The sequence below is a fragment of the Rhizobium sp. BK098 genome, from assembly GCF_014193155.1.
Taxonomy (GTDB): Bacteria; Pseudomonadota; Alphaproteobacteria; order Rhizobiales; family Rhizobiaceae; genus Rhizobium.
Map to the genome: position 1 here is coordinate 475,576 of NZ_JACHYY010000003.1, position 26,120 is coordinate 501,695.

Genomic DNA, 26,120 nt, shown 5'->3' on the forward strand with positions numbered 1-26,120 from the left:
GTTGGCGCCCATTTCCTGCATTTGAGCGGTTGCGTTGCTCTTTGAAAAGCATCAAAATTCGTGCGCATTGATGCCTTTTCGGCATCTGTTCCCGGGTCTGTGCCTAAATTGTGCGGTCTGGGCAAAAATTAAGCAATGGGGGCAAATATGCTGCACTCGCGACGGCTTCTCTATATCAACGAAATCGCCCGCTGTGGCTCGATCCGCAAGGCGGCGGCACGGCTCAATGTGGCCTCGTCGGCCATCAACCGGCAGATCCTGGCGCTGGAAGAGGAAATGGGGGCACCGCTTTTCGAACGGCTGCCTCGCGGGCTCAGACTGACGGCGGCCGGCGAGCTCTGTATCGAGCACATTCGCGAGGTTCTGAAGAACTATGAGCGGCTTGAGGGCCGCATTCGCAGTCTCAAGATGCAGCAGGCGGGCAAGGTTCGCATCGTCGCCACTGTCGGCCTGGCCTCAGGTCCGCTACCCGAGATCATCGCGCGTTTTCTTTCCGAGCATCCAAGGGTCTTCGTCCAGCTGCGCAACGATGCCGGATCGACGACGATGGCGCCGGTCGTCTCAGGAGAAGTAGATCTCGGGCTTGGCTTCAACATTCCGGCAATGCCTGGCATTCGCTCCCTTGCCAATTTCGATATACCGATCGGCGTCGTCCTGCCGCCCGGTCATCCGCTGATCGGGCCTGGTCCCATCAATCTCGCCGATGTCGTGGAGGAGCGGCTATTGCTTGCGCAGCCCGGGACGAGCCTGCGAGAGGTCATCAATCTGATGCTTTCGCGTCTTTCCGTACAGGTCGAACCTGTGCTGGAGAGCAATGCATCGGAAATGCTGAAGCAGCTAGTGAAATGCGGGGCAGGGCTGACACTGCTCAACCCTCTTGATGTGCTGACCGAATGTCGCCGGGGAGAGCTGGTCTTCCGGCCGATCGCCGAGCCTCATTCGCGGCATCAACCGATGAAGCTCGTCGCCCGTGCACGAGCGCCACTCGACGCTGCGACCAGCCTCTTTGTCGAATACCTGCTTGCCGAGCTTGCAGGGATGGTCGAGGAGCTGCAGGCGAAGGGGCATATCATGCTACCCTCCGAACGCCGCCGCTCGGACGCCTATTTCGAATAGAGGTTGGCAAGCGGATAGTCGCGCAGATCACGCAGCATCTCGATGAAGCCCGCGATCTCATGCCGGCAGATGAGCGCGCCCTTTTCCGCCGTGCCGTTGGCGGCATTGCCGACGACGCCGTTCGGATTGAGATCGTGGGCGATCCAGGCGAGCGAATGGGGCGGCAATGGCTGCAGATATTTGGAGCGCTCCTTCATCCATTCGGCCTTGGAGGCGAAATTCTGAGCCTTGTCCATGCGCACGAGTTCGGGCCGGAAATGCAGCATGAGCGACGTTTCGAGATCGCCGCCATGGATGCCGTAGCGCTGTTCATGGTCGTCGATCATGCCGTCGGGTGTGCCGAAGCGGGTCCATTGCGTGGCGACGATGGCCATCTGGTAGCGCACGCGCAGTTCGCGCGCGACGATGCTCATGATGTCGACGTTTCCGCCGTGGGAATTGACGATCACCATCTTGCGGATGCCAGCCTCGGCCACTTTCGCGCCGATGGCGGTCCAGACCGGGATCAGCAGCTCCGCGGAGAGCGACAGCGTGCCGGGGCCGTAGACATGTTCGTTGGCCTTGCCGATCTCCTGTAGCGGTAGCACGAGAAACTCGAGATCGTCCGGACGCTGCACTTTCAATTCCGTCAGCATGCCTTCAGCGATCGCGACATCCGTCGCGATCGGCAGATGCGGACCGTGCTGTTCCGTCGAGGCGATTGGCAGGATCGCGATCGTGGTGTCTGGCGAAAGCTCGGCGAAATCATGGGTATTGAGTTCGTTCCAATAGAAGGGCTTCGTCATTGCCATGTCCTCTCGTCAGCGCCTGGTTGCTCAACGGATACGGCAAGGATGGTAACGGTGGAAAGCATCAATTTGCGGCCGTGCCGCTGCCTTTTTGCGTGCGCTGACCGATGGGCAAACTTGGAATAGGGCAGAAGCGATGCGGCAACCGAAGCATTCCGCATCGGTAAGGAGCGTGACTGCCGCGCCGATTGACGCTGTTGGAACGAGATCGCTTCATTCCGGCGCGGGCACACAATATGGATCCCAGGTCGATTCAAACCATCTCACAGTTCACTCACAAGAATTTTATAAATTAGATTCGACTAAATTCATTTCCGCTATTCTCTTCCGGCCACCCGTTCCTATCTCGCACTTGCGAAATGATCGCGCATTCCAACCCGCCGGGCATGGGTACGCCCCCCTGCCTGCCGTCCGGCCCATCACAAGGACTCGACAATGGGTGATTTGCTCAAGGGTATCTCCAGCTTTCGCGGAGCCGTATTTCCCGACCATCAGGCACTTTATCGCAGGTTGGCGGAGGAGGGACAGCAACCACAGGCGCTGATGATTTCCTGCGCCGACAGCCGGGTGATGCCTGAAACGATCACGCAATCCGGCCCCGGCGAACTTTTCGTTTGCCGCAATGCCGGAAATATCGTTCCTCCGTTTTCCACCGCTAACGGCGGCGTATCATCGGCGATAGAATATGCCGTCGTCGCGCTGGGAGTTCGCGATATCATCGTGTGCGGGCATTCCGATTGCGGCGCTATGAAGGGGCTTTGCTATCCGGATCTCCTGAAGCCGATGCCGAATGTTGCTGCGTGGCTGAAACACAGCCATGCTGCCCATTCGATCGTTTGCGAAGCCTATCCTGGCGATCTGCCCGAGCGCCAAAGGGTCCGCGCCATAGCCATGGAAAACGTTGTTGTCCAGCTTGACCATCTGCGCACGCATCCTTCGGTCGCGGCCAAGCTGGCGACCAACGACATTGCCCTGCATGGCTGGTTTTTCGACATCGAGACCGGGGAGGTGCTCGTTTATGACGGTGCCGCCGCTCGGTTCACGGATATCAACGAGGACAGGCCCTTGCCCGTCGCCGTCACCGGTCGTGGTCGTCCGCATGTGATGCCGCAAGCTGCGGAGTAGGCCCGATGATGTCAAGCTCTGTTCTTTCGCGAGACTTCGCATCGTCGCTTGTCGTGTTTCTCGTCGCGATACCGCTTTGCCTCGGGATTGCCGTGGCGTCAGGCGTTCCGGTGGCCATGGGTCTTATTTCAGGCATTGTCGGGGGCATCGTCGTCGGCCTTTTGGCCGGATCTCCACTTCAGGTGTCAGGGCCGGCGGCGGGACTGGCCGTGATCGTCTTCGGCTTCGTCGAGCAACATGGCGTTGCCATGCTCGGGCCGGTCCTCATCGTGGCGGGATTGCTGCAGGTTATTGCCGGATTCCTGAAGATCGGATCGTGGTTTCGGGCAATTTCGCCTGCGGTGGTCCACGGCATGCTCGCCGGGATCGGCATCCTCATCATCCTTGGCCAGGTCCATGTGTTGATGGGGGCAAGACCCGCTGCCGGCGGCATCGAAAACGTGACTGCCATGGAGCAGACCCTTGGCCGCGTATGGGGCGCGGGACTGACCCAGGAATCGGTTGCTCTCCTTGTAGGCTTGATCTCCTTGCTCGCCATGGTCGCCTGGGAGAAGTTCAGGCCGAAGCCATTGATGCTGGTGCCCGGTGCTCTGGTGGGGGTTGCTGCCGGCACGATATTGACGGCCGGGATGAAGCTGCCGATCGCCAGGGTGGAAGTGCCGTCTTCTCTCATCGACAGCATTTCGCTGCCGACGCTTGGGGGTTTTGCTAGAATGGCCGAGCCCGGTATCATCTTGGCGACGTTGGTCATCGCCGTGATCGCCAGCGCGGAAACGCTATTGTCTTCCGCCGCCGTCGATCGCATGCATGATGGCGTGCGAACGCGCTTCAACAAGGAGCTGTTTGCGCAAGGTATCGGCAATGGGCTTTGTGGTCTGCTTGGTGCACTGCCGATCACGGGTGTCATCGTCAGGTCGTCCGCCAATATTCAGGCAGGCGCGCGTAGCCGGGCATCTGCCGTGCTGCATGGTGTTTGGATCCTTGGGCTGGTGGCATTTCTGCCGCAGCTCCTTGCAATGGTGCCGCTGACGGCGCTTGCCGCAGTGCTGCTGGTGACGGGATGGCGGCTGATCAGTCTCCATCATGTCCGCCACCTCTTCGATCATCACGGCTGGGTTCCCGTCGGGATATGGACCGCTACGGTGGCCATGGTGGTGCTTCAGGACCTGCTCGTCGGCGTGGCGCTCGGCCTTGCACTGTCCATATTGGAAATCCTTCCCTATCTGCGGCGCAAGCTCGCCATCGACAGATTGGAGGATGATGAAACCATCCATCTCGACCTCGTCGGTGTGGCGACATGCAAGGATGTTCCCGCCCTGCTGAACACGCTGGAAACGCTTCCAGAGGGTCGCAAGATCAGGATTGCCGGCGCTCGCCTGCATTATCTTGACCACACGAGCGCCGAAACACTGCGTGAGTGGCTAAAACGGCAGAAAAAATCGGGACGCCTGGTCGAAATCGAGCATCCGCCGCTCGGACGCCATCGACGGCTGAAGCCGATCTTTGAAAAGCTATCGGAAGAGGTTGTCTGATCGGCGACCAGTCATGGCGGCGGGAAGGAAACTCGCACCTTCCCGCGACCTTCAATTTTAAATCCGGCAATATTTCAAGGATGGGCCGAAGCGCGCCAGGTCAAAACTCTTCCCAGGACGGCGACGCCGCAGTGGCAGCGCCGGAGCCTCCGAATGCGCCAGCAATCTTGGCTCGCAGCGAGCGTGCCGGCGATGCGGCAGGGCTGGAGCGCTCGGTGGCTGCAACCGGTCTTGCATGCGAGCGCCCCTTCTGCAGATTGAACTGACCGAGAATTTCGTTCAGCGCCGTCACCTCCTTGGCGAGGCTGTAGCTGGCAGCCGTCGATTCCTCGACCATGGCCGCATTCTGCTGCGTTCCCTGGTCGATGCTGTTGACGGCCGTATTGATCTCCTGCAGGCCGGTCGCCTGTTCGCGGGCGGCTTCGACGATCGCCCGTACATTGCGGTCGATTTCCTCCACCTCCTTGACGATCTGCTGCAGCGATTGCCCCGTTCTCGTGACGAGATCGACGCCGCTGCCGACCTGCTGGCCGGATGTGGAAATGAGCGCCTTGATCTCCTTCGCCGCTGTGGCGGAGCGCTGAGCGAGTTCGCGGACTTCCTGCGCAACGACGGCAAAGCCCTTGCCGGCGTCACCGGCACGCGCCGCCTCGACGCCGGCATTGAGCGCCAGTAGGTTCGTCTGGAAGGCAATATCGTCGATGACGCCAATGATGTTGGAAATTTCACCCGAGGATTTCGAGATTGCTTCCATTGCGGCAATCGCGTCCTGCATAACTTCGCCGGATTTTTCGGCGCCGATGCGCGCGCGTCCGACCAGCGAACTTGCCTCTTCTGCACGCCGGGTAGAATCCTTGACCGTCGTGGTGATCTCCTCGAGTGCCGCCGCCGTCTCCTCGATCGAGGCCGCCTGCTGCTCGGTGCGTTTGGAGAGGTCGTCGGCTGCCGAGCGGATCTGATTGGCGCCGGCGGCGATGGCCTGACCACCCTGACCGACCGCAACGAGGGTCTCCTCGACCTTCGTCATCGAGGCGTTGAAATCCATTCTCAGACGATCGAGATTCGCGACGAAGGGTTGTTCCAGGCGATAGGTCAGGTTGCCGTTCGAGAGCTCTCCCAGGCCCTGTGCCAGACTGTCGACTGCAAATTGTGCATCGGCGGCATCCTTGGCCTTCTGCGCCTCGCGCTCCAGCCTTTCCTTTTCGGAGAGGCTGCGATTGGCGTCGGCTTCCTGCTCCAGGCGCAGACGCTCAATGGCACTGTCGCGGAAGACTGCGACGGCCGCGGCCATCTGGCCGACTTCGTCCTTGCGCTCGATCCCTGAAACAGGCTCGTCGGTATTGCCATCCGCAAGCGAAACCATGCGCGCCCGCAGACGTTCGATGGGGGCGGCGATCCCGCGTGCTGAAACGAGAATAGCGATTGCAATGGTGGCGGCAAAGAGAAGGCCGAGCGCGATCAAAGCGTCGTCGATGGTGCTGCTTGCCTCTTCTGCCAACATGTTGCTCTTGTCGTTGAGGGATTTGTTGAACGCGTCGAGCCACTGACGAATCGAAACGACCTCGTCATTGATCATCGGATCCACCTGCTTCAAAAGCGTGCCGGCAGTACTATTGTCGTCTATCAGGCCGGCTTTCACGGCTTGGTCTGTGAGAGCGATGATGTCATTTGCCCTTGCGACGAGCTTGTCGATTGTATCTGCTTCTGTCGGAACCAACTGCCTGGCGTTTGCGAAACGCTGCAGAAGTACTTGCTTGTTCTCCTGATAGTCCCTGGAGAACGCCGCCGTCTGCGGATCCCCCGCTGGATATTGTAGAATCTGGTAGGCGTTGTAACTCATGGCAGTCATGCGCTGGCTGGCTCTCGACATCTCTACCGCAGCGGTTTCATCCTTGGCGATAAAATTCGAGTAGGTGCCAACCGTGTCCCTGAACTGGTTCGAGACGACGAGGACACCGGCGATCCCGATCAGGCAGATCGGGATTAAGATCGTGAGGACTTTCGTCTTGATCTTGGCGTTCTGGAGAAATGACATGGCTTGTTTCGCTCTCGAAAGGGTCGGCAACCGCTAGGACGATTGAAGAGGGGAGTGCCAGCGATGACCTGCTCTGGATAATGGGGGCATTACAGAGAGGGAGCATCCTGCTCGTCGCATCTTGGCGCTGTTCTTTCAAAATCTATAACCAAGCTGACAAAACGGTTAATCCTGTTCGATATTCGTCCGATAGTTCGACAAATACCGCCATAGATATGGGGCATATAATTCTAAATTACTCCATAGTTGTAGCCGTACATATTCCGGAGGCTCGAACTGGAAATTTGCGGCGGCATGCTCGGGTTAAATCGGCGATATACTCTCCGCGTCAGGTACACTCAGACCGCGCTTCGTCGTGTTGAAGGAGCTTCTGAGGGCGACGTCCCCGAGTGCCAATTATTCCGGAACATACGATAGATCCGCGCGTTTCAGCAGCTCAACGGCGAGCAAGGATGCGAGCAAGAAGATTTCATTCTCTGGCGCTGCTGTCGCCGTCGTCACACGTAAGTTTAGGTCCGCTGGAGGTTCCAATGAGTTCTGCCGTCGCCCTCGTCACCGGAGCTGGCTCGGGGATTGGAAGAGCGACCGCATTGGCGCTTGCGGAGGATGGTTTTGCAATTGGTGTGCTGGGACGCACGCAGGAAGAGATTTCCTCGACATTTGATGAGATTTCCGTCAGGGGCGGGCAGGCGGCCATCCTCCTCGCCGACATTTCGGATGAACGTCAGATATCGGCAGCCGTGAAAGAGCTTGTCGCGCGCTTCGGCCGGCTGGATGTCGTAGTTGCCAATGCCGGCATCAACGGAGTCTGGGCGCCGATCGACGATCTGAGCCTATCGGAATGGAATGACACCATTTCGATCAATCTGACCGGAACTTTTCTGACCATCCGCGCGACGGTGCCGGAGCTGAAGCGCTCGGGCGGCGGCTCGATCATCGTCGTCTCCTCCATCAACGGAACTAGGACGTTCACGACCCCAGGCGCGACGGCCTATACCGCCACCAAAGCGGGGCAGGTCGCCATGGTGCAGCAGCTGGCTCTCGAACTGGCCCGCCATCACATACGTATCAATGCGGTCTGTCCCGGTGAAATCGAAACCAATATCGATGCGAATACCAGCCTGCGCAAACGCGAGGAAACATCGATCCCCGTCATCTGGCCCAAGGGCCAGGTGCCGATTACCGGTGGTCGGCCGGGCCGAAGCGAAGATGTGGCTGACGCGATCGCTTTCCTGGCGTCCGATAAGGCCCGTCATATAACCGGCTCGCCCATCTGGGTGGACGGGGGCCAAGGTCTGCTGCGCTAGATGGCAGAGGCCAGGACTGTCGATGTCACGGCAGCCCTGCAAATGCTCTCAACACCGACAAACGAGAGTGTAAAGGTCATGCATGCCGCTGCCTGGGCCAAACCCGATTCGAGCCTCCTCACTATCTGCTTGCGGATTGGCGAGCTCGCTCTTCAGCTCAGCCGCATTTTGCGGGAAGACCGGCACATCGGCCATCACACCGCATTTAAGATAATATCCCGCGTAGAAGGGCTGCCCCTGCTTTTCGGTGCTGGGCTGGCGTACAAGCAACATCAGCATGCCGTCTTTGCGTTTTGCGACAGTGAGATAGAATTCGCCATCATGCGTCAGCGCAAAACTATCTTCGTTTAGGACCGGTTTCCAAGCCTTTGCTTTCAAATTGAAAACCTGCTCCGGCGCGACCAGCATCTCGAAAGATCCCTTACCGGAAGGTTCGCCTGCATGTGAGGCAGCGCCTGTGATGAGGGCACCGATGAATGCGGTGGCGAACAAAGCTGCACTTTTCATTAAAATTCCTCGCTTACGTTGTATAGCCCATACGGATGAACGCAATGGAAGTATTTCAAAGTGCAGCTTTGTCAAGACGAGCTGTTCAAGTCCCATGGCGTCGCCTGCCTATGCTCGCGCAGCGTGTGGCTAAGGCAGTTAGCGGCGTCATCTGGCGATCAAGCGAGGGATAGCTGGAGAATGCCAATCGCCCGTGGGTATCAATAAAAGGCGTCAGTAAACCAATCGAGCTCTTATCGTTCCGGGGATCTGGCGGAGCGTGTCGAGTATTTCATTCGCCGTTTGGCCCACCCCTTCCACTTCGATAACCACGTAGCCCGTGTCGCCGTGGGTCTGCAGGAACTCGCCGACGATATTCAACCCACGCGATGAAAAGATCGTATTCAGGCTGTTCAGGATCCCCGGGCGATTTTCGTGAACATGGATGAAACGCGTGCCGTTTGGACGCGGCGGCAATTGAACCTGCGGGAAATTGACCGCACCAAGCGTCGAGCCGATATCGGAATATTCCACAAGCTTCCTGGAAACTTCCCTTCCGATCCGCTCCTGGGCCTCTTCGGTCGATCCGCCGATATGCGGCGTCAGGATCACATTATCCAGCCCTTGCAGCGGCGTTTCGAAGCGCTCCTTGTTCGACGCCGGCTCCTTGGGGAACACGTCGACGGCTGCGCCTGCGAGATGTCCCTCTTTCAAAACCTTCGCAAGAGCCTCAAGATCGACCACGGTGCCGCGGGAATTGTTGATGAAGAAGGCGCCCTTCTTCATTCTGCGCAGCTCTGCTTCGGTGATCATGTTCTGGGTCGAGCTGGTTTCGGGGACGTGCATCGTCACGAAATCCGAGATTTCCAGCAGCTCGCCGAGCGAAGCCATGGATTCTGAATTGCCGTGGCGAAGCTTGTCCGACGGATCGAAGTAGCGAACGTTCATACCCATGCTTTCGGCAAGGACGCTTAGCTGCGAGCCGATATTGCCGTAGCCGACGATGCCAAGCGTTTTCCCACGTGTCTCGCGACTGCCTTCGGCGGATTTGTCCCATCCGCCCGCATGAGCGGAAGTCGAACGCGGGAAGATCCGCCTGGTCAGCATGATGATTTCACCGATGACGAGTTCGGCGACCGAGCGCGTATTCGAATAAGGAGCGTTGAATACAGGTATCCCGCGCCGACGAGCCGCATCCAGATCGACCTGATTCGTCCCCACGGAAAAGCAGCCGACCGCCATGAGCTTCTTGGCGGAGCTGAAAATCTCTTCTGTCAGCTGTGTGCGTGAACGAATGCCGATGATGTGGGCTTCGGCGATATGGTTCTTGAGATCCTTGTCGTCGAGGGCCTTCGGCAAATGCGTGAGATTGACGTAGCCAGATGAAGTAAAATAGTCCACCGCGCTCTGACTGATCCCTTCCAGCAGAAGGACTGAAATCCGATCACGGGGAAGAGAAAGTTGTCCGCTCATTGAATTACCTTCGATAGTCGAATTCGATTAGGCCGACGTCGCTCGCTGCCACGACCACATGACTTAGACCATCCAAGGGACAGCGCAAGAACAAACTCAATTCGCTCAGCGGAAGGACCCTTGTTTACAGCAAGTCGCCGTGCTGATGGGCTTGCCCGCCTCTTCAGATGCACTTGCCGCCATCGACATTGAGATCGACGCCGGTGATCATGCTCGCTTCGTCCGAGCAGAGGAAAGCGGCGGCGTTGCCCATGTCCGCCGGTGTCGAAAGCCGCCCGATCGGAATGGTGGCGACGATCCGCGCCCGGCTTTCGTCGCTGTCGGAGCCGATGAAGGTTGAGAGCAGTGGCGTATCGCCGGCGACGGGATTGATGGCGTTGACGCGAATTCCGAAGGGAGCAAGCTCCACGGCCATCGCGCGGGTGGCGGCGATGCCCCATCCCTTCGAGGCGTTGTACCAGGTGAGGTTGGGGCGAGGGGAGACCCCACCGGTCGAGGCAATGTTCAAAATGGCGCCGTGCCGCTCGGCCTTGAAATGCGGCAGCACCGCGCGCGCACCGTTGTAGATCGAGCGGATGTTGACATTGAAGATGCGCTCGAACAGGCCTTCATCCATATCCTCCATCGGCATCGGCGGCTGTCCGACACCGGCATTGTTGACGAGGATGTGCAGACCGCCGAACTGCGACAGCGCAAGATCCCTTGCGGCGGCGAGGCTGTCGAGCGTGGCGACATCACCGGCAAGCGGTGCGACCGATCCTTCGTGCTGCGCCGCCACCCGCTCTGCTGCCGCAAGGTCACGATCGACGAGCACGACCCGCGCGCCTTCCTCGACGAATTTCCGGACGATCCCTTCGCCGAAACCCGACCCGCCACCCGTGACGATCGCCACTTTTCCCACAAGACGCATATCAAGCTCCTCCATTTGCTCCAGCATCGGATAACTCGGAGTGATTTCACAGTCCGATTATCTGAACGCTTTTTTATAGCTTTCTTTATTTGTATTGTGACCGTCTGATAGCGAATATCGACGACAGAATGAAGCTGGGAGGCCGCGCCATGACATTAACTTTCGACGCCAAGCAAATGGCGGCCGAGCTTTACGACGGCGGCTTTCGGCCAATGTTCATCGGCGGCCAATGGGTTGCCGCCCAATCCGGCGCAGTAAGCGAGACCTACAATCCGGCTACCGGCGCGGTCCTTGCGACAGTTCCGCTGGCCGCGCCCGCTGATATTGATCTCGCCGTTGCTGCGGCGCGACGGGCTCTCGAAGGGCCGTGGTCCAGGTTCTCGCCCTATGAGCGCCAGACGCTGCTCCTGAAAATCGCCGATTTATTCGAAGCAAATTGGGAAAGCCTTTCGGTTTCCGACACGCTGAACATGGGCATGCCAATTATGCGCACGCTCGCCAACAAACGACGGGTCATTGGCATGCTGCGGTTTTATGCCGGCATGGCGACCGCCCTTCATGGCGAGGTGATCGACAATTCGATACCCGGCGAGATCGTCACCTTCACCCGTCGGGAGCCGATCGGGGTTGTCGGTGCGATCATCCCCTGGAACGCGCCCACCGCCGCATCGATCTGGAAGATCGCCCCAGCGCTGGCGACGGGCTGCACGGTGGTTTTGAAACCCTCGGAGGATGCGCCGCTCACTCCGTTGTTGATTGCCAAACTCATGCAGGAGGCGGGCGTGCCGGACGGCGTGGTCAATATCGTCACCGGCAAGGGATCGGTCGCCGGCGCCCGCCTGGCCGAACATCCCGACGTCAACAAGATCGTCTTCACGGGGTCCACCGCCACCGGGCAATCGATCGCTCGTGCCGCGGTTGGCAACTTAAAACGGGTCTCTCTCGAGCTCGGCGGTAAGTCGCCGGTGATCGTCTGCCGTGATGCGGACATAGACCGGGCCGTGCCCGTCGCCGCCATGGCAGTCTTTGCGCATTCGGGGCAGATCTGCATCGCCGGCTCGCGCTTGTTCGTGGCGCGCGAGATCCACGAAGAATTCGTCGCCAAGGTCGGCGAATTTGCCCGCTCGCTGCGGATCGGCCACGGGATCGAAGCCGATACCGATATCGGACCGCTGATCTCGGCTCGCCAGGCGCAGGTCGTCGAGAGCTTCATCGCATCCGGGCAGAGCGAAGGCGCCGCGTTGGTCGCGGGCGGCATGCGCCTTTCGGGCGCGCTCTACGACAAGGGAAACTTCATCGCCCCGACTGTATTCGGTAACGTCAAGGACGAGATGAGGATCGCCCGCGAGGAGATCTTCGGGCCGGTCATTTCAGCGATGCCCTTCGATACGATCGAGGAAGCCGTCGAGCGCGCCAATGCATCGCCCTATGGACTTGCGGCTGGCGTCTTCACCCAAAATCTCGGAATGGCGCACAAGCTGGTGCGTCGCATCAAGGCCGGATCGATCTGGGTGAACATGTATCATGCGCTCGACCCGGCCGTGCCCTTCGGCGGCATGAAGATGTCGGGCTACGGGCGCGAAGGGGGCATTGAGCACCTGCACGAATATCTCGAAACCAAGGCCGTTTGGATACAGACGGAATAAAACTCAACCTTTACCGCGCAGATTGGTTCGGATGAGGGCGATAAGCTGTTCGGCATATCGCTGCTGCAGCATATAGCCCAGGCTTGTAATGGTCCCGCGAGCCCGCCGGGCGTTGGGATTATGAAGCAACACGACACGGACGCGGCTTTCGACATTCTGCCCGGCCGCGATGCCCGGCACGATCGATGTGCCGCACTCGGGCGAGGCAAGGGCGATCCGCGTGCTCTCCGCCTGGTATTGAGCGCTCATCGATCTCACCGTTGTCAGAGCTCAAGAAGCGATGCATGCTCGGCACGATTTCATTCCTGCCGAATTGCGGAGCGTATCGTGGATTTCTCTCTAACTGCCGAACAACAGGCGATCTTCGACTTGGCCGCTTCTTTTGCTGCGGAACGCATCGCGCCTCACGCCGCGGCCTGGGAACATGAGGGCACTATTCCAAGGGATATGCTGGAAGAGATCGGCGCCTTGGGATTCGGCGGAATTTACGTTTCGGAGGAGTTCGGCGGCTCTGGCCTGTCTCGGCAGGATGCGGTGCTGATCTTCGAAGCGCTGTCGCATGCCTGCCCGTCCGTGGCGGCCTTCGTTTCGATCCACAACATGTGCGCCTGGATGATCGATACGTTCGGATCGGATACGATGAAATCGACATGGCTTCCCGATCTCTGCGCCTTCCGCAAGGTGGCATCCTACTGCCTCACGGAGCCCGGTTCGGGTTCCGATGCCGCAGCATTGCGCACGACCGCACGCCTCATCGACGATCATTATGTCCTTGACGGGACAAAGGCGTTCATTTCCGGCGGCAACTATTCCGATCTTTATATCGTCATGTGCAGGACAGGCGGTGAGGGGGCAAAGGGTATTTCAACACTCGTGGTGCCGAGCGGCAGCGAGGGCATGAGTTTCGGCGCCTTCGAGCGAAAGATGGGATGGCGCGCCCAACCAACGGCGCAGGTTCATTTCGACGCTTGCCAAGTTCCGCTCGAAAATCGGCTTGGTGAGATCGGAGCGGGGTTCCGCTATGCTATGAAGGCTCTGGATGGCGGACGGTTGAACATCGCCGCCTGCGCACTCGGCGGAGCTCAGTTTGCCCTTGATAAAGCGGTTCTCCACATGCGTGAACGCCGCGCATTCGGTGCCGCATTGAGCAGTTTTCAAGCCCTTCAGTTCAAAGTGGCGGACATGGAAACCGAGCTTCAGGCCGCAAGGACCTTGTTATATCAGGCTGCCTGGAAGCTCGACGCCAGCTCCCCAGATGCATCCAAATTCTGTGCCATGGCCAAACGGTTCGTGACGGACACCAGCTTCGATGTGGCCAATGCGGCGCTGCAATTGCATGGTGGCTACGGCTACCTGGAAGATTACGGCATCGAGAAGATCGTCCGCGACCTGCGAGTGCACCAGATCCTGGAAGGCACCAACGAGATCATGAGGCTGATCATTGCCCGTCATATTTTCGATTGATCCAAATACCGACGGCGACCTATCGATCCCTGAGAGCGTCACTCAAATAAACACTTAATACGTCTAGTCGCCTATTGCCACAAGCTATGGTTTGCCTATGTATGCCTCGGGCCGGAGGGGCCGGGGTTGTAGTTATGGCACAGACGTCATCCGATTTAATCTATAATTTCTCGACACTTAACTTCCCCGAGAAAGACCGATTTCACACTTGGGTTAAGGATAATCATTGCGACTGCAGGCTGCAGGAACCTGAGTCCGGCCCGTTCGATGCGGAGGCCACCGGCGCAGCGCTCGGTCCGCTCATCCTATCCGGCAGACGGCTGCTTCGCCAAGGCCCGCTCCCGGCTTACGAGGTTCTGAGATCCGAGCGACGCATCCGAACCGACGGCTATGATTTTTACCGATTTACCTCAATTCTGAGCGGCCGTTTTGCCTTTCGATCGGCGGATGCGTCGTCGGTCAAGAGGGCGGGCGACTTGTTCATATTGGATGCCGCTCAGGTTAACGACTGCCTGGTTGAGGCAGACAACACGATTTCCATCGCCGTTCCAAGGGATTTATTGCCGAACCGAACAGCGCTCCTGCACGGCCATACCCTCTCAACGGGCGTTGCCCGGCTTCTGACCGATCATCTCGTTTCGCTGCTGAACAATTTCAATAGGTTGCAACCAGGGGAGATCCCCTATGTGGTGCAATCAACGCTGCAGCTTTTGACTGCCGCGGTGTCGTCGGCATCCGAGGCGATGCAGGAAACAGCCGGTCCGCTTCGCGAACTGTTACTGGGGCGTATCTTGCGGTATCTCGATGCGCATCTACTCGAACCCGACCTGACACCCGATCGGATTTGCCGCGATGTTGGGGTTTCGCGTGCGAAACTCTACCATTTATTCGAGGGCAATGGCGGCATCATGCGGCAGATACAGCGCAAGCGCTTGCTCAGGGCCTATCAGATGCTGGCAAATCCAAGCGGACCAAAGCTCCACATAGCTGAGCTTGCGTGGAGACATGGTTTCTCGAACGAGAAGTACTTCTACCGGCTATTCAAGGCCGAATTCGGCCACACTCCGGGCGAGACACTGGAAAACATTTCCCACTCGACCGTCGCTTCAGAAACGATTGGTTTCCATACCCGCGAAAAGCCGGCGAACGCTCCTTCTGGCTGGACATTGCCCTTTGGCGTGCCGGGCCGTTAATTGCGTTTGCGCGAGCATAAGATGTACCAATGTGTACTCGAAATGGACCTGAGCAAACCGGCCGCCGGCCAGCATGTCTTGAACGATGTTGGGCCGGTGACGCACTGAATTTTTGCAATTCGGACTTCTCGACCGCTCGGCTTTCCAGCCATGGTTCACTAGCCGATATCACGGCCGACGCTAAGTGATTCCTGCAATTCCAAACCCATGTGCACCTGTTATGGACGATCTTGCACCCGATGATCGGGTCGTTATTGTTGCTCGATCGGGCTTTGCTGTTATGTTCCCGAACTGGAATGGAAATCAGTCAGGAGCCGCGATCAACCTCACAAGCCCCGATAGCGGTGCCCATCTGTAGCAATGCGTGAATGGGCGGCATACCATTGAGCTTGCCTCCTATTTATCCAAGCCGCGGCGATCACGACGCGACACGCCATTCGATCCCGAACGTCAAAGGCTCAAGTCTTCCAACGCTATCCGGAATCGACTGACAGATCGCTGCGCAGTCGCAAAGCTCGGCCGTTGCCGCGGCTTGAGTCATTATCGAAGTATCTATCAGTATATTCGTCAAAAGAGGAAACTCACCTTGCGTAAGGTCATCTGTGCTTCTGCCTTCGTCGCCCTTTCATTCACGCCCGCAGCTGCCAGCGTGTGTTCGCAGCATTATCAAAGCAGCGGCGTTCCCCTCGTCACCGGTGTGACCTACAAGACCTGGATGGAGTTTCCCTCCGTTAGCCCCGCCGCAGCTTTCGACAAAGTATCGAGAGCCGTTCTTGCGGAAGGCTTTGTGGATGTGAATGTCGAGAAGCAACTCGGCACGCTGACGGCACAGCAGGAGACGTCCGGCTCAGGTCGCCCGCAGACATTGCGCGTCGTCGTCCGCAAAACCGGCAAGGGCAGTCGCGTCGATGCGGTTTTCATGGTGCCGCAGGGGCAGGTTGCCCCCAACATGAGCGACAATCTCTGCCGCGTCGTCAACGCCGTGGCTGACTAGGCCGGAAGCGAATGGGTGATGGGAGCGCCTCTGCTTGCATGCTAAGTGGCAAGCTGGCTGAGGCCTGCTCCGCACCCGCTCGGTTGTTTGCCTATGTCTTCGTGCTGAATTGGCGCTGTTTAGAGCCTGTCCTATTCGCTGTCAGCTGTATGCGCGTCTCCGCGTGTGCAACGTAAGCCCAAGCACGATGCGGCTTCGGCCGTTACTGCTCGGCTATGGGATTTGTAACTTGCTTCTGGCCGATCGTCCGGCTAGGTCTTTATCACAAGTGAAGCGCGAATCGCGGTACGGCATCAGCGTATAAATAGCCCTAACCGTCTTTCGCTCCGTTGTCGTTTTGCCTGAATTATCAAATATCGTAGAGAGTTCTGACCGGCGGTTTGCGCCTGTTGGCAGAAATTTCCCGGTGCCTGCGAATGCCGTGAACACGCGGCGTCTTGTCGACGATTTGAGAAAACGTCACCGAATGAGGTGATCGATGCCTACATGCGGACGCCCAACGCGGACAACGAACGGGATGTTCCTGTCGGTTGGCGTGCCATAAACCGGCCAGTGCCAGACCTTCTCCCCAAATTCGCCGGCTTTCAGCCGATGATGTCTTCAGCCAAGGTCTTATTTTGATGTTTGCTCGCCTGTTTCACTTCCTGGAAAGCCGCATCGATATTTTCGCCCCGTTCAACGAGGACGAGACGCCGCCGACGGGCGTATGGCGCTTCATGTGGCATCATCTCAAGGTGGTCAAAGGATGGCTCGTCGCCATCATGCTGATCGAGCTCGCCTTCAGCGGTATAGAAGCGGCTATTTATTTGATGGTCGGCTGGTTTGTCGACCTGCTCAACAAGCACTCGCCACAGACGGTGTTTCAGGATTATGGCTGGCCGCTTGCGGGCGCTGCCTTCGTCATTCTGGTGCTGCGGCCGATCCTGTTTTTCGTAACGCAGGTGGTTACCAACCAGATCGTGGTGCCGCCGCTTACCAATCAGATCCGCTGGCGCAATCACATCTATACGCTCGGCCATTCGTTGAGCTATTTCCAGAATGATTTTGCCGGCAGGCTCTCGGCACGCGTCATCCAGGCGGGACAATCCATCCGTTCGGCTGTCATCGCCGTGATCGGCGACCTCTGGTACGCTCTGATCTTCGCCTCGGTCACGATCGGCTTCTTCGGCTCCGTCAATGTCTGGTTGATGCTGCCGGTTATCGTCTGGCTGGTAGCCTATGCGGTGCTTCTCAGATATTTCGTCCCGCGAGCTCTGAAACGTTCGGAGGCCAATTCCCTCGGCCGCTCATCGACCACCGGCCGCATCGTCGATTCCTATACGAATATTCTCACCGTGAAGCTCTTTGCCCGCGGCGATCTCGAGCGTACCGCCGTTCGGGACTCTCTGAAACGCTGGAACGATAGTTTCCTCGACCTGATGCGGTTGATCCTCGGTGCCAGCCTCGTGCTTCAGATCCTCAATAGCGTTCTGATCGTCATCACTGCCGGTTTGACACTATATTTGTGGAGCCACGGGGCCATGACCGCCGGCGCTGGGGCGGCAGCTATCACCTTGGTGTTGCGGCTTGTCCAGATGTCGGGCTGGCTGATGTACCTGATCCGCGATGTTTTCGACAATATCGGTACCGTGCAGGAGAGCATGCTTACCATTGCAAAGCCGCATGATCTCCTTGATGCGCCCGACGCCGGCACATTGGCGGTTCCCAGAGGCGAGATCGTCTTCGATCACGTTCATTTCCGCTATGGCGGCGCCAGGCCCGTCTTTACCGATCTGTCGCTCGTCATCCGCCCGGGCGAAAAGATCGGCATTGTCGGTCCCTCCGGCGCCGGCAAATCGACGCTGGTCAATCTTTTGCTGCGTCTTTATCCGATCCAGTCCGGCCGAATCCTCATCGATGGTCAGGACATCGCAGGCGTTACCCAGGACAGCCTGCGGCGGCATGTCGGCGTTGTAACGCAGGATAATTCGCTGCTTCATCGCTCAATCCATGAAAACATCGCCTATGGCCGCACGGGGGTCGGTCGGGAAGAAATCGAGACCGCGGCCCAGCAGGCGGCCGCCCATGATTTCATCATAGGACTTTCTGACCAGGAAGGGCGTGCCGGCTATGACTCGCGCGTAGGCGAGCGCGGGGTCAAACTCTCCGGCGGCCAGCGCCAGCGCATCACCATTGCTCGCGTGTTGCTCAAGGATGCTCCCATCCTCGTGCTCGACGAAGCTACCTCAGCCCTCGATTCAGAGGTGGAAGCGGTGATCCAGGGCCAACTTCATCGTCTGATGCGCGACAAGACAGTGCTTGCCATCGCGCATCGTCTTTCAACGATCGCGGAACTCGACCGGCTCATCGTGCTCGACGAGGGCCGGATCGTCGAGGAGGGGAGGCATGAGGAGCTGATCGCCAAAGATGGCCTTTATGCAAGATTGTGGCGACGGCAGTCGGGAGGCTTTCTGGCCTTGGAAGATAGCCCGGTGGCATAGGGAAATCGAGATTGCAAAGCGGCAAACCGGTGACTATCTCCGGAGGGTATCACGCTGCCGAGGCCTGAGGGTCGTCAGCGATCCGTAGACACCGTTGCAATCGACAGCTTTTCCGCGTCATCCGAGCGATAGATGTCTATTTCACGGATCTTGCAAATCGACACCGAACAGCTCGTGGTGCATGTGCTCGACGGCAATGCTGATGCCACCGATGAGTGCCGCCCGATTGCCAAACTGACTGATTTCGATGCGCGGGGGGTACGGTGTGCAACGTGGTAGATATCTGCTGATAGCTTCGACAAGTTCGGGCCGCGCGCCGATACTGCCGCCCATGATCACCAATTCGGGGTCGAGCGTTGCGCCGATTGCGGCAATGGCAAGCGCAATCAATCGTGACGTTTCTTCGATGACCGCGATAGCGGCTGGTTCGCCGGCCACCAGCGCCGAAAAAAGATCCGCTACCGTTGCCTTGCCTTGCCCACCATATCCGCAATAGCGCCGCACCATTGCCGCGCTGCCCACGGCGCTTTCCAGCGTTCCAAGTGTAAAGCCGTCTGGATCAAATGGCTCCCCGCCGAGAGGCAGATAGGCTATCTCGCCGGCGCCGCCCCGCGCGCCGCGCATGAGGCGACCATTTGCAATGATGCCCATCCCGATACCGGTTCCGAGTGCCACGAAGGCAAAATTATCCGACGTGGAGCCGTGCCCTCGCCATCGTTCTCCTTGCGCAGCAAGATTGACGTCATTTTCGATGATAACCGGGGTTGCCATCCTGTCACTCAGGAGCCGGCGCAAGTCGATCGTTTCCACACCCGGGATGTTCGGCGCAACGTTGATATGTCCGGTGGCCGGGTCAAGTATGCCTGGCGTCGCCAGCACGATGATGCGCAATTTGGAAAGATCGATACCGGCGCTGTGGGCAAGATCCTCAATAATGGCCTGGAATTGATCGACCAGGTGGAGCCCGCCGCGTGCGTTCGTCGGCACCTTCGTTTCGGCGACGACATTTCCGACGAGATCGCAGATGATGGCGGCAATCTTGGTTCCGCCAAGATCAATGGAGGCGGCAAAGCCCGCGCTCGCATCGAGCTCATAGGTTATTGCCGTTCGCCCCAAACGCCCATCGGTATATCCGGTCGGCTTCAGCCACCCGTTGCTCTCCAAACTGCGAACGACGTCGGAAATGGTTTGCTTTGATAAGCCGGTTTGCTTGGCAATATCCGCGCGGGAAATAGGGCCTTTGGCAAGGATGGTCCGAATGACAGAGTTCGTCGAGATTTTTCGCGCGATCGGTGTCTGTGGCGCGTTAGGCATGATGGCGGTCTCGCATTCTACCTCTAATTAGTTCGGGACCTTTTCCTAATTCATCCATGTCGTGCTGCGGCAATGTCAAATTCCAGGGAAAATGAACAAAAAGCAAGTAAATCTCAGTCGGTTGGCTGGGCGAAATCATTTAATTTGTCCATATCATTGACAAATTCGGCGCGTGATTTGTAGACTTCCCCAGTGACTAAGCAAATTGCGGAGGGGTCATGAAAGCGAGGCCAACGGATGAGAGAGCTCCTTTCGCCTATGCCGCGGACTTTATAGCGCTCCATTTCGGCAAGATTGCTTGGTATTGCCGCCTGATTTTCATACGTCATCCCATGTCCGACACCGCGCGGTGAAAGGTGCTTGATTTGCCATGATGACTCCCACGTCCCACGGCGAAATCACAACCAGCCACCCGGTCATTCTGCCGATCATGGCGCCTCGGCTGCAGGCGGATGCGCATCCCGATGGCTATCTTGATCTCGCTCTTTGGGGGAGCGGTCGTCTAGGGCGCATACGTTTTTCCAGGCTTACCGGACCTTACATTTATGGGCCGAACAGGATTATTGCCGAAGCGGGTGGCATCTTTGTCGCCCAATCAAGGCCCATCCTTCTGATCCGCAATGCCCGCCTGGAGGGCGTTTATCCGGCGCGTCGCTGCGCTTGGTGGCATGAGAGTGACAAGGATAGTCCGAAGCCCAAGCTCACCAAACGCAATAATCGCCGTATCGTCGTGACCGATTGGGGTACGATGATCATCGAGGTCGATGATGGCGATATCCGTATTGCTGCCGGAGCCTCAAAAGAGGAAGCAGAAGCTGCATTCGGTCTCGCAAACGACGCTATCGTCGCAGAAGCCGCGAGTTATATAGCCCGCTGCGACCTCACGCCGAAGGCCGATCCCGTATTGCGCAGCATGGTGATGCAGGGAGCACACGCCGCACTTTCCAGCATTCGGCTGGACGAGAATGGCGTGTTTGCCGGTCTGGCTGCGGGTCAGGCCTACAGTGCGCCTGCACGTACCTATTATCGCGATGGCTACTGGACGATGCAAATGCTGCTGAAGCTTGCGCCGGAAGCGGTACGCGATGAAATTCGACTTTTGGCCAAGGGAGTACAGCCCGACGGGGAGGCGCCGAGCGGTGTGATTTTGACCGGACCGGCGCAATCGCGCGCCTGGCAGAACTTCGTTCTCGATGCCACACGAAATCCCGAGAAATATCGCGGGAAGGCTGCTCCGGAGCATCACAATCGTCCCGATGATTGGTGGAGCGATCATTTTGACAGCCCGCTTTTCTTCATCCTCTTTCTCGCCGACTATGTGGAAACGACGGGGGATATGACGGAGGCGGTGCGGCACTGGCCGCTTGTGACCGCCATCGTTGAACGATATCTGGCTCTTGCAGGCCCCGGCAGCGTATTGCCGCTGAAGCCGCGAAACGACAGGGATTGGGCGGACAATGTCTACCGGGAGGGCCTCGTCTCCTACAATCTCGGCCTTTTCGTCGGTGCATTGGATGGCGTGGCCAAGCTGGGAGCCGGACATGACCCCGCATTGGCGCAGAAGGCACGCGAGGTAGCGGCCTCCGCTCGTGCCGAAATCGAGGACAGGCTTTTTGTCACCAGCAGAAATGGTTACGCCGATTTCGTCACTCCTGATGGATTTGTCGAGGATCATCTTGTCCTCGACAGTCTGACGCTCTCCCGTTATGGGGCGATTTCGCAGACACGCGCCACTGGCCTCCTCAAGGCCATGGAAGAGGTCTTAGAAGCTCGAAACAATACCAGACAGCCCTATGGCGATTGGGGTGTGTTGTGCGCCTATCCGCCGTTCAAGCGGGCAAGTGACGTGAGATCGAAAACCGCTTTCCCCTTTCGCTATCACAATGGATCCGATTGGCCCTATTGGGACGGCGTCTATGCGGAAGAGAGAATACGCCACGGTCTCGGTGGCGCACGCTATGCCCTTATACGTTGGTGGGAAACCTGCCTGGCAAATGGTTGGGCCGGCGCTGTCGAATATTTCTCGCCACCCTATGGACGCGGCTCCCTGCTGCAGGGATGGAGCGCGATGCCGGCGGCTGTCGTCCTCAAATATGGCCTGGAAGCGGCAAACGCGGAGAATAGATAATGAAGGAAGGCCGGCAAGATTTCTGTTCAGATTGCCGGCTTGTCCAATTTCATAACGAAGGCAAGGTGCCCGTCATGGCTGAGTTCTTCGAAGCCGAGATGCCTATAGAAGCCCTTGGCACGTTCGTTTGCGGGACTGACGCCAAGATGGACCGCGGGCACGCCGTTGCTCGAAAGCGTATTGAGCATGGTCTTGATCATCAGGCGTCCCCATCCGCCCGATTGCGCTTCGGGCAGAATATTGATGTGGAGATGCGCGGGGTAGGTTTCTTCAAGGCCCGGCGTGCCGCTGTGAGGACTGGCTATTCGCTCCAGAACATCGGCGTCTTTTTCCGTGCTGGGTACCAGGCCGGCGATCTCGCGGCGAACAACCGGCCACCAATCTCTGCCGAGCGCTTTGTCAAAGCTGGCGGTATCCGGCGTACCGACAACATAGCCGACGACCCGGTCATGGCTGGCAAGAACGAACGCGAATTCCGGAGCGAATTTGAGATAGGGCACCGCCCATACGTAACCGGGAAGGCGCGGATTGCTGTAAAGCGCACTCGCATCGGCTCCCGCGTCAGCCGTCACCAGGCAAATATGAAAGAGGGCGTCAACGTCGTTCTCGGTCGCCGGACGGATGAAATAATTGTCGATCTTAGGAGGCATCGCACCATCGATTTGCTGGCCGCTGCACGGCGCGAGCTGACATCAGGCAGCGGTAAAACTGGGAAGGTTGAGGCACTGCATCTGCGGGATGAAAGCCCGCTGATCTTTTGAAAAGGATAAGGAAATTCATCAGGTCAGTAAAGGCCTGACGATGCAAGACATTCGGCTCGTCTCAGCAGGACCGGCCGGTTGGAAACGATAGGAACTGCCAAAACGCAGCTAGAGGGAACCAATCAATGTTTAGCGATTTCATCTCCATCAACATGGCATCAATGCTGAAGAAGGCAGGAATTTTGGCGGGCGCCACGTTCGTCGGGCTCGGCATGTCGACGGCTGTCTTTGCCGAGACGCTTACCGTCTGGGACGATCATGACTCGGAGTCGCGGGCTGCCGTGATGACCGAGCTCAACGCCAATTTCCAGAAGGCGCATCCTGATGTTAAGCTCGACCATACGGTACGCGACTTCCAGGATCTCAATCTTACGCTAAAGCTTGCGGTTTCATCCGGCGATGGTCCAGTAGTGACCAAAGTTAACCAGGGCGCCGGCGACATGGGCGCGATGGTGAAGGAAAACCTTCTCGTTCCTGTCGATACCTATCTCAAGAAATATGGCTGGGATAAAAACCAGTCCGATAGTCTGCTTGCGCGCGACCGATGGTCGAGCAAGGGCGAGTTCGGTGTCGGGGAGACCTACGGTATCTCGTCGCTCGCCGAAATCGTCGGTCTTTATTACAACGAAAAGGTCTTGAAAGCCGCCGGAGTCGAGCTGCCGATCAAGAACTTCGACGATTTCCTTGCAGCCCTCGATAAGGTCAAGGCGGCAGGCACCCCACCGCTTACCATAGGCACTGCGAAGGGCCACCTGGCGCTCCATATGCTGGCCGGGATCAGTCAGGCGCATATCGATGCGTCCGATCGAAAGGCGCTCGATGACCTGATCTATGGCCGCGGCGGAACCTGGAATACGCCAGGCAATCTGGAATCGGTGAGACTTGCTCAGAAATGGGCAACAAACGGCTATTTCTCCGATGGTTACCAGGGCATCTCGGGTGACGATGCGGTTCAGCTTTTTGTCGCCGGCCAAGGGGCCTTTCTGATTTCTGGTACCTGGTACTTCGGCGATATGCAGAACAATCCGGATATCCATTTCATGCCGATCCCGGCGCCCGCCGGTATCAAGCACCCGCTTTCGGTTGGCGGTGTCGACCTTGCCTGGGCGATCACCAGCCTGGCGAAGAGCGACAAAATGAAGGATCTCGCCGGCGAATACATCAATTACATGGTCTCCAAGGACGCATCCGTGACCTGGGCCCGAGCCGGCTATCTGCCAGCAACTCCCGTTCCGGAAGATGCCGGGGTTAACGCTTCCCCGCTTCTGAAGGAGGGTATCGCGATCTGGAAATCGCTGAACGATGATAACGCACTGGGGCATTATCCCGATTGGGCGAGCCCCACCATGCTTAAGACGTTTGATGAAAATACGCCCTTGCTGCTTGCGAACAAACAAACGCCTGAAGAGCTGATCGGCAAGCTCGATGCGGATTATGCCGCCTACATGAAGAGCAAGTGATTGCCAGACACAGCAATCCTGCCGCTGCTCCATTTGATGAGAAGCAGCGGCGGGAAACTTCGCTACGTCAATCCTGATCACGGCCAGAGAGGCGCTAGTCGGCCCCTGGCATATTCATGAGATGGTGCATGAAACGTTCGCCACTTGATGCCAACGCCAGCAGAAATCTCATTTATATTCTGCCTGGTTTGCTGGTTTATTTTGCTCTCGTACTCGGCCCCATTATCGCAGCAATCGGTATCAGCTTCACCGAGTGGAACGGGATCGGTTCGCCCAATTGGATTGGCTTCGGCAATTATGCAAAATTGCTTTCGGATGAGACTTTCTATGTCGCATTGAAAAACAATGCGCTCTTTATGGTGTTCTACTGTGTCATCCCGATCGTCGTCGGCCTCTTGCTTGCCGCATTGGTCTGGTCGCTCAGGCAGCGAGAGCAGTTCGCACTGCGCACATTGCTGTTTTTGCCCTATATCATGCCGACCGCCGTTCTCGGCATCATCTGGCACTGGCTCTACAATCCCGCCTTCGGTCCGATCAATCAAGCGTTGAAGCTGGCTGGCCTGGGTTCGATCGCTTTACCCTGGCTTGGCGATTTCACCTTTGTCCTACCGGCCGTAGGCATCGTCGCCAGCTGGTATTTCTTCGGTTTCTGTATGGTCCTGTTTCTTTCCGGTATTCAGCGGATTGATCCTTCGCTGTTTGAAGCGGCGAGGGTGGACGGTGCTTCAGGAAGCAGGATTTTCTTTTTCATAACGCTGCCGCTCCTGCTGCCGGAAATACGCATCGCGTTGCTTCTCACCATCATTGCTTCCATCAAGAGCTTTGACCTGATCTTTACGATGACCAGGGGCGGCCCAGCCAATGCAACCCTCGTTCCCAATATTTACATGTACGAGCTTGGCTTCCAATTGAATCGATATGGCTATGCATCGGCCGTCGCCATCATCGGTGCGATTCTCGTCTTCACAATCAATTATGCCGTTCATCGTCTGGTGCGGCCAGTGAATGAGGGGAGTGCATCGTGAGCAGAAATTTTCATGGGATAGACGCGGTTCTGCCGTCGCGTATCATTCTTTGGGTCTTTGCGGTCCTGACGGTTATCCCCTTCGCGCTTCTGATACTGACGTCTCTGAAGAGCCGTGCCGATCTTATCCAGGGCGCATTCGTATTGCCCGCCTATCCGCATTTCGAGAATTATGCGAATGCTTGGATCGAAGGCCATTTTAACGTCTATTTCCTGAATTCGGTTCTGATCGTTTTCCCTGTAGTCATTGTCAGCATTATACTCGGGACATTGACGGGATTCAGTTTCGCATTCCTGAGCTTTCCCTTCAGACGCACAATTTTCGTTCTCTTGACTATAGGCATGATGGTGCCGACCGAGGCCTTCATCATTCCGCTCTACTATGAGATGCGCTATGTCGGCCTCATCAACACCTATGCAGCGCTAATCCTTCCGCAAATTGCCATGTCGCTGCCTTTTGCGACGATGTTCATGGCAAGTGCGATGCAGCAGTTGCCATCGGAGATCATAGAGGCAGCCGTCCTCGATGGAGCATCCAGACAATACATTCTGTTGAAAGTTATCGTGCCTTTGATGCTGCCGTCGATGTCGACGCTGGCGTTGTTCCTGTTTATCTGGACATGGAACGAATTTCTTATTCCACTTGTTCTGGTCAATGACGACAACTATCGCACCCTGCCGATCGGCATGCTGTTTTTCCAGGGACGGTATACGGTTAATACGCCTGTGCTGACGGCGGGCGCTGTCATCGTTATCGGCCCGCTCATTCTCGCTTACATGCTATTCCAGCGCAAACTCATCACAGGCCTCACGGCTGGAGCGACAAAGTAGATCTGTATGTGCTTTGCCGTGCGAGATGAGCAATTCTACGCCGGTGTTTGCTG

Annotated in this window: 22 protein-coding genes; 13 read left to right on the top strand and 9 right to left on the bottom strand. The window is 57.7% G+C overall.

The annotated features are described in order from the left end of the window. Window positions 1-147 precede the first annotated feature (147 nt). The gene (locus FHT73_RS11530; RefSeq protein ID WP_112412612.1) at window positions 148-1,116 is read left to right on the top strand and encodes a LysR substrate-binding domain-containing protein; all 969 of its coding nucleotides are present in this window, start codon (window positions 148-150) and stop codon (window positions 1,114-1,116) included. Here the strand turns inward: FHT73_RS11530 and FHT73_RS11535 are convergent. Further along, the gene (locus FHT73_RS11535) at window positions 1,104-1,901 is read right to left on the bottom strand and encodes a creatininase family protein (protein WP_183711845.1); all 798 of its coding nucleotides are present in this window, start codon (window positions 1,899-1,901) and stop codon (window positions 1,104-1,106) included. The genes FHT73_RS11530 and FHT73_RS11535 overlap by 13 nt on opposite strands. A 438-nt stretch (window positions 1,902-2,339) precedes the next feature. Here FHT73_RS11535 and FHT73_RS11540 point away from each other — a divergent pair, with 438 nt between their 5' ends. Together FHT73_RS11540 and FHT73_RS11545 are read left to right on the top strand one after the other, a co-directional pair. Further along, window positions 2,340-3,029, top strand: coding sequence for a carbonic anhydrase (locus FHT73_RS11540; RefSeq protein ID WP_183711684.1), 690 nt, complete (start codon window positions 2,340-2,342; stop codon window positions 3,027-3,029). A 5-nt stretch (window positions 3,030-3,034) separates the two neighbouring features. Then, the gene (locus FHT73_RS11545; protein WP_183711686.1) at window positions 3,035-4,561 is read left to right on the top strand and encodes a SulP family inorganic anion transporter; all 1,527 of its coding nucleotides are present in this window, start codon (window positions 3,035-3,037) and stop codon (window positions 4,559-4,561) included. Window positions 4,562-4,661: 100 nt separating this feature from the next. Here the strand turns inward: FHT73_RS11545 and FHT73_RS11550 are convergent, their stop codons facing one another. Then, the gene (locus FHT73_RS11550; RefSeq protein ID WP_183711688.1) at window positions 4,662-6,596 is read right to left on the bottom strand and encodes a methyl-accepting chemotaxis protein; all 1,935 of its coding nucleotides are present in this window, start codon (window positions 6,594-6,596) and stop codon (window positions 4,662-4,664) included. Window positions 6,597-7,126: 530 nt separating this feature from the next. Between FHT73_RS11550 and FHT73_RS11555 the strand changes: the two genes are divergently transcribed. Next, window positions 7,127-7,903, top strand: a complete 777-nt coding sequence (locus tag FHT73_RS11555) for an SDR family NAD(P)-dependent oxidoreductase (protein WP_183711690.1) — start codon at window positions 7,127-7,129, stop codon at window positions 7,901-7,903. 48 nt (window positions 7,904-7,951) lie between these two features. Here FHT73_RS11555 and FHT73_RS11560 read toward each other — a convergent pair whose 3' ends face one another. The 3 genes from FHT73_RS11560 to FHT73_RS11570 all read right to left on the bottom strand — a co-directional run bounded on the left by FHT73_RS11560 (window position 7,952) and on the right by FHT73_RS11570 (window position 10,772). Then, a complete protein-coding gene (locus FHT73_RS11560; RefSeq protein ID WP_246712086.1) occupies window positions 7,952-8,506 on the bottom strand; it encodes a hypothetical protein in 555 nt (184 codons plus the stop codon). 117 nt (window positions 8,507-8,623) lie between these two features. After that, window positions 8,624-9,862 (bottom strand): phosphoglycerate dehydrogenase, encoded by a 1,239-nt coding sequence (gene serA / locus FHT73_RS11565; RefSeq protein ID WP_112337752.1) that lies wholly within the window; start codon window positions 9,860-9,862, stop codon window positions 8,624-8,626. Window positions 9,863-10,025: 163 nt separating this feature from the next. Continuing rightward, entirely contained in the window at window positions 10,026-10,772 is a 747-nt protein-coding gene (locus FHT73_RS11570; protein WP_112337808.1) for a glucose 1-dehydrogenase, read from the bottom strand. 149 nt (window positions 10,773-10,921) lie between these two features. Between FHT73_RS11570 and FHT73_RS11575 the strand changes: the two genes are divergently transcribed. After that, window positions 10,922-12,418 carry an aldehyde dehydrogenase family protein gene (locus FHT73_RS11575; RefSeq protein ID WP_183711692.1) on the top strand — a complete coding sequence of 499 codons (1,497 nt, stop codon included), beginning with the start codon at window positions 10,922-10,924 and terminating at the stop codon, window positions 12,416-12,418. 3 nt (window positions 12,419-12,421) lie between these two features. Here the strand turns inward: FHT73_RS11575 and FHT73_RS11580 are convergent, their stop codons facing one another. After that, window positions 12,422-12,667 (bottom strand): hypothetical protein, encoded by a 246-nt coding sequence (locus FHT73_RS11580; RefSeq protein ID WP_183711694.1) that lies wholly within the window; start codon window positions 12,665-12,667, stop codon window positions 12,422-12,424. A 78-nt stretch (window positions 12,668-12,745) separates the two neighbouring features. Between FHT73_RS11580 and FHT73_RS11585 the strand changes: the two genes are divergently transcribed. The 4 genes from FHT73_RS11585 to FHT73_RS11600 all read left to right on the top strand — a co-directional run bounded on the left by FHT73_RS11585 (window position 12,746) and on the right by FHT73_RS11600 (window position 18,549). Further along, on the top strand, window positions 12,746-13,882 hold the full coding sequence (locus tag FHT73_RS11585) for an acyl-CoA dehydrogenase family protein (RefSeq protein ID WP_183711702.1): 1,137 nt from the start codon (window positions 12,746-12,748) through the stop codon (window positions 13,880-13,882). A 134-nt stretch (window positions 13,883-14,016) separates the two neighbouring features. Then, window positions 14,017-15,075 (top strand): AraC family transcriptional regulator, encoded by a 1,059-nt coding sequence (locus FHT73_RS11590; protein WP_112399950.1) that lies wholly within the window; start codon window positions 14,017-14,019, stop codon window positions 15,073-15,075. 586 nt (window positions 15,076-15,661) lie between these two features. Then, complete coding sequence (locus FHT73_RS11595) at window positions 15,662-16,069, top strand: hypothetical protein (RefSeq protein WP_015343243.1); 408 nt, start codon at window positions 15,662-15,664, stop codon at window positions 16,067-16,069. Window positions 16,070-16,689: 620 nt separating this feature from the next. Then, window positions 16,690-18,549 carry an ABC transporter ATP-binding protein gene (locus tag FHT73_RS11600; RefSeq protein WP_112337749.1) on the top strand — a complete coding sequence of 620 codons (1,860 nt, stop codon included), beginning with the start codon at window positions 16,690-16,692 and terminating at the stop codon, window positions 18,547-18,549. Window positions 18,550-18,690: 141 nt separating this feature from the next. Here FHT73_RS11600 and FHT73_RS11605 read toward each other — a convergent pair whose 3' ends face one another. Both FHT73_RS11605 and FHT73_RS11610 read right to left on the bottom strand, forming a co-directional pair. Beyond that, window positions 18,691-19,863, bottom strand: a complete 1,173-nt coding sequence (locus tag FHT73_RS11605; RefSeq protein ID WP_183711703.1) for an ROK family transcriptional regulator — start codon at window positions 19,861-19,863, stop codon at window positions 18,691-18,693. Window positions 19,864-19,976: 113 nt separating this feature from the next. Further along, window positions 19,977-20,192 (bottom strand): hypothetical protein, encoded by a 216-nt coding sequence (locus FHT73_RS11610; RefSeq protein ID WP_162708060.1) that lies wholly within the window; start codon window positions 20,190-20,192, stop codon window positions 19,977-19,979. 41 nt (window positions 20,193-20,233) lie between these two features. Between FHT73_RS11610 and FHT73_RS11615 the strand changes: the two genes are divergently transcribed. Continuing rightward, window positions 20,234-21,991: a glycogen debranching protein gene (locus FHT73_RS11615; protein ID WP_183711705.1), complete on the top strand. Its 1,758-nt coding sequence runs from the start codon at window positions 20,234-20,236 to the stop codon at window positions 21,989-21,991. A gap of 26 nt (window positions 21,992-22,017) precedes the next feature. On the opposite strand, the gene FHT73_RS11620 is transcribed toward FHT73_RS11615, so the two are convergent. Continuing rightward, on the bottom strand, window positions 22,018-22,641 hold the full coding sequence (locus tag FHT73_RS11620; protein ID WP_183711707.1) for a GNAT family N-acetyltransferase: 624 nt from the start codon (window positions 22,639-22,641) through the stop codon (window positions 22,018-22,020). Between the two features lie 236 nt (window positions 22,642-22,877). Here FHT73_RS11620 and FHT73_RS11625 point away from each other — a divergent pair, with 236 nt between their 5' ends. The 3 genes from FHT73_RS11625 to FHT73_RS11635 all read left to right on the top strand — a co-directional run bounded on the left by FHT73_RS11625 (window position 22,878) and on the right by FHT73_RS11635 (window position 26,067). Next, a complete protein-coding gene (locus FHT73_RS11625; RefSeq protein ID WP_183711714.1) occupies window positions 22,878-24,212 on the top strand; it encodes an extracellular solute-binding protein in 1,335 nt (444 codons plus the stop codon). Between the two features lie 128 nt (window positions 24,213-24,340). Continuing rightward, complete coding sequence (locus FHT73_RS11630) at window positions 24,341-25,237, top strand: sugar ABC transporter permease (protein WP_112608992.1); 897 nt, start codon at window positions 24,341-24,343, stop codon at window positions 25,235-25,237. Next, window positions 25,234-26,067 (top strand): carbohydrate ABC transporter permease, encoded by an 834-nt coding sequence (locus FHT73_RS11635; RefSeq protein WP_183711716.1) that lies wholly within the window; start codon window positions 25,234-25,236, stop codon window positions 26,065-26,067. The genes FHT73_RS11630 and FHT73_RS11635 overlap by 4 nt, the downstream gene beginning before the upstream one ends. The last annotated feature ends 53 nt before the right edge of the window (window positions 26,068-26,120 follow it).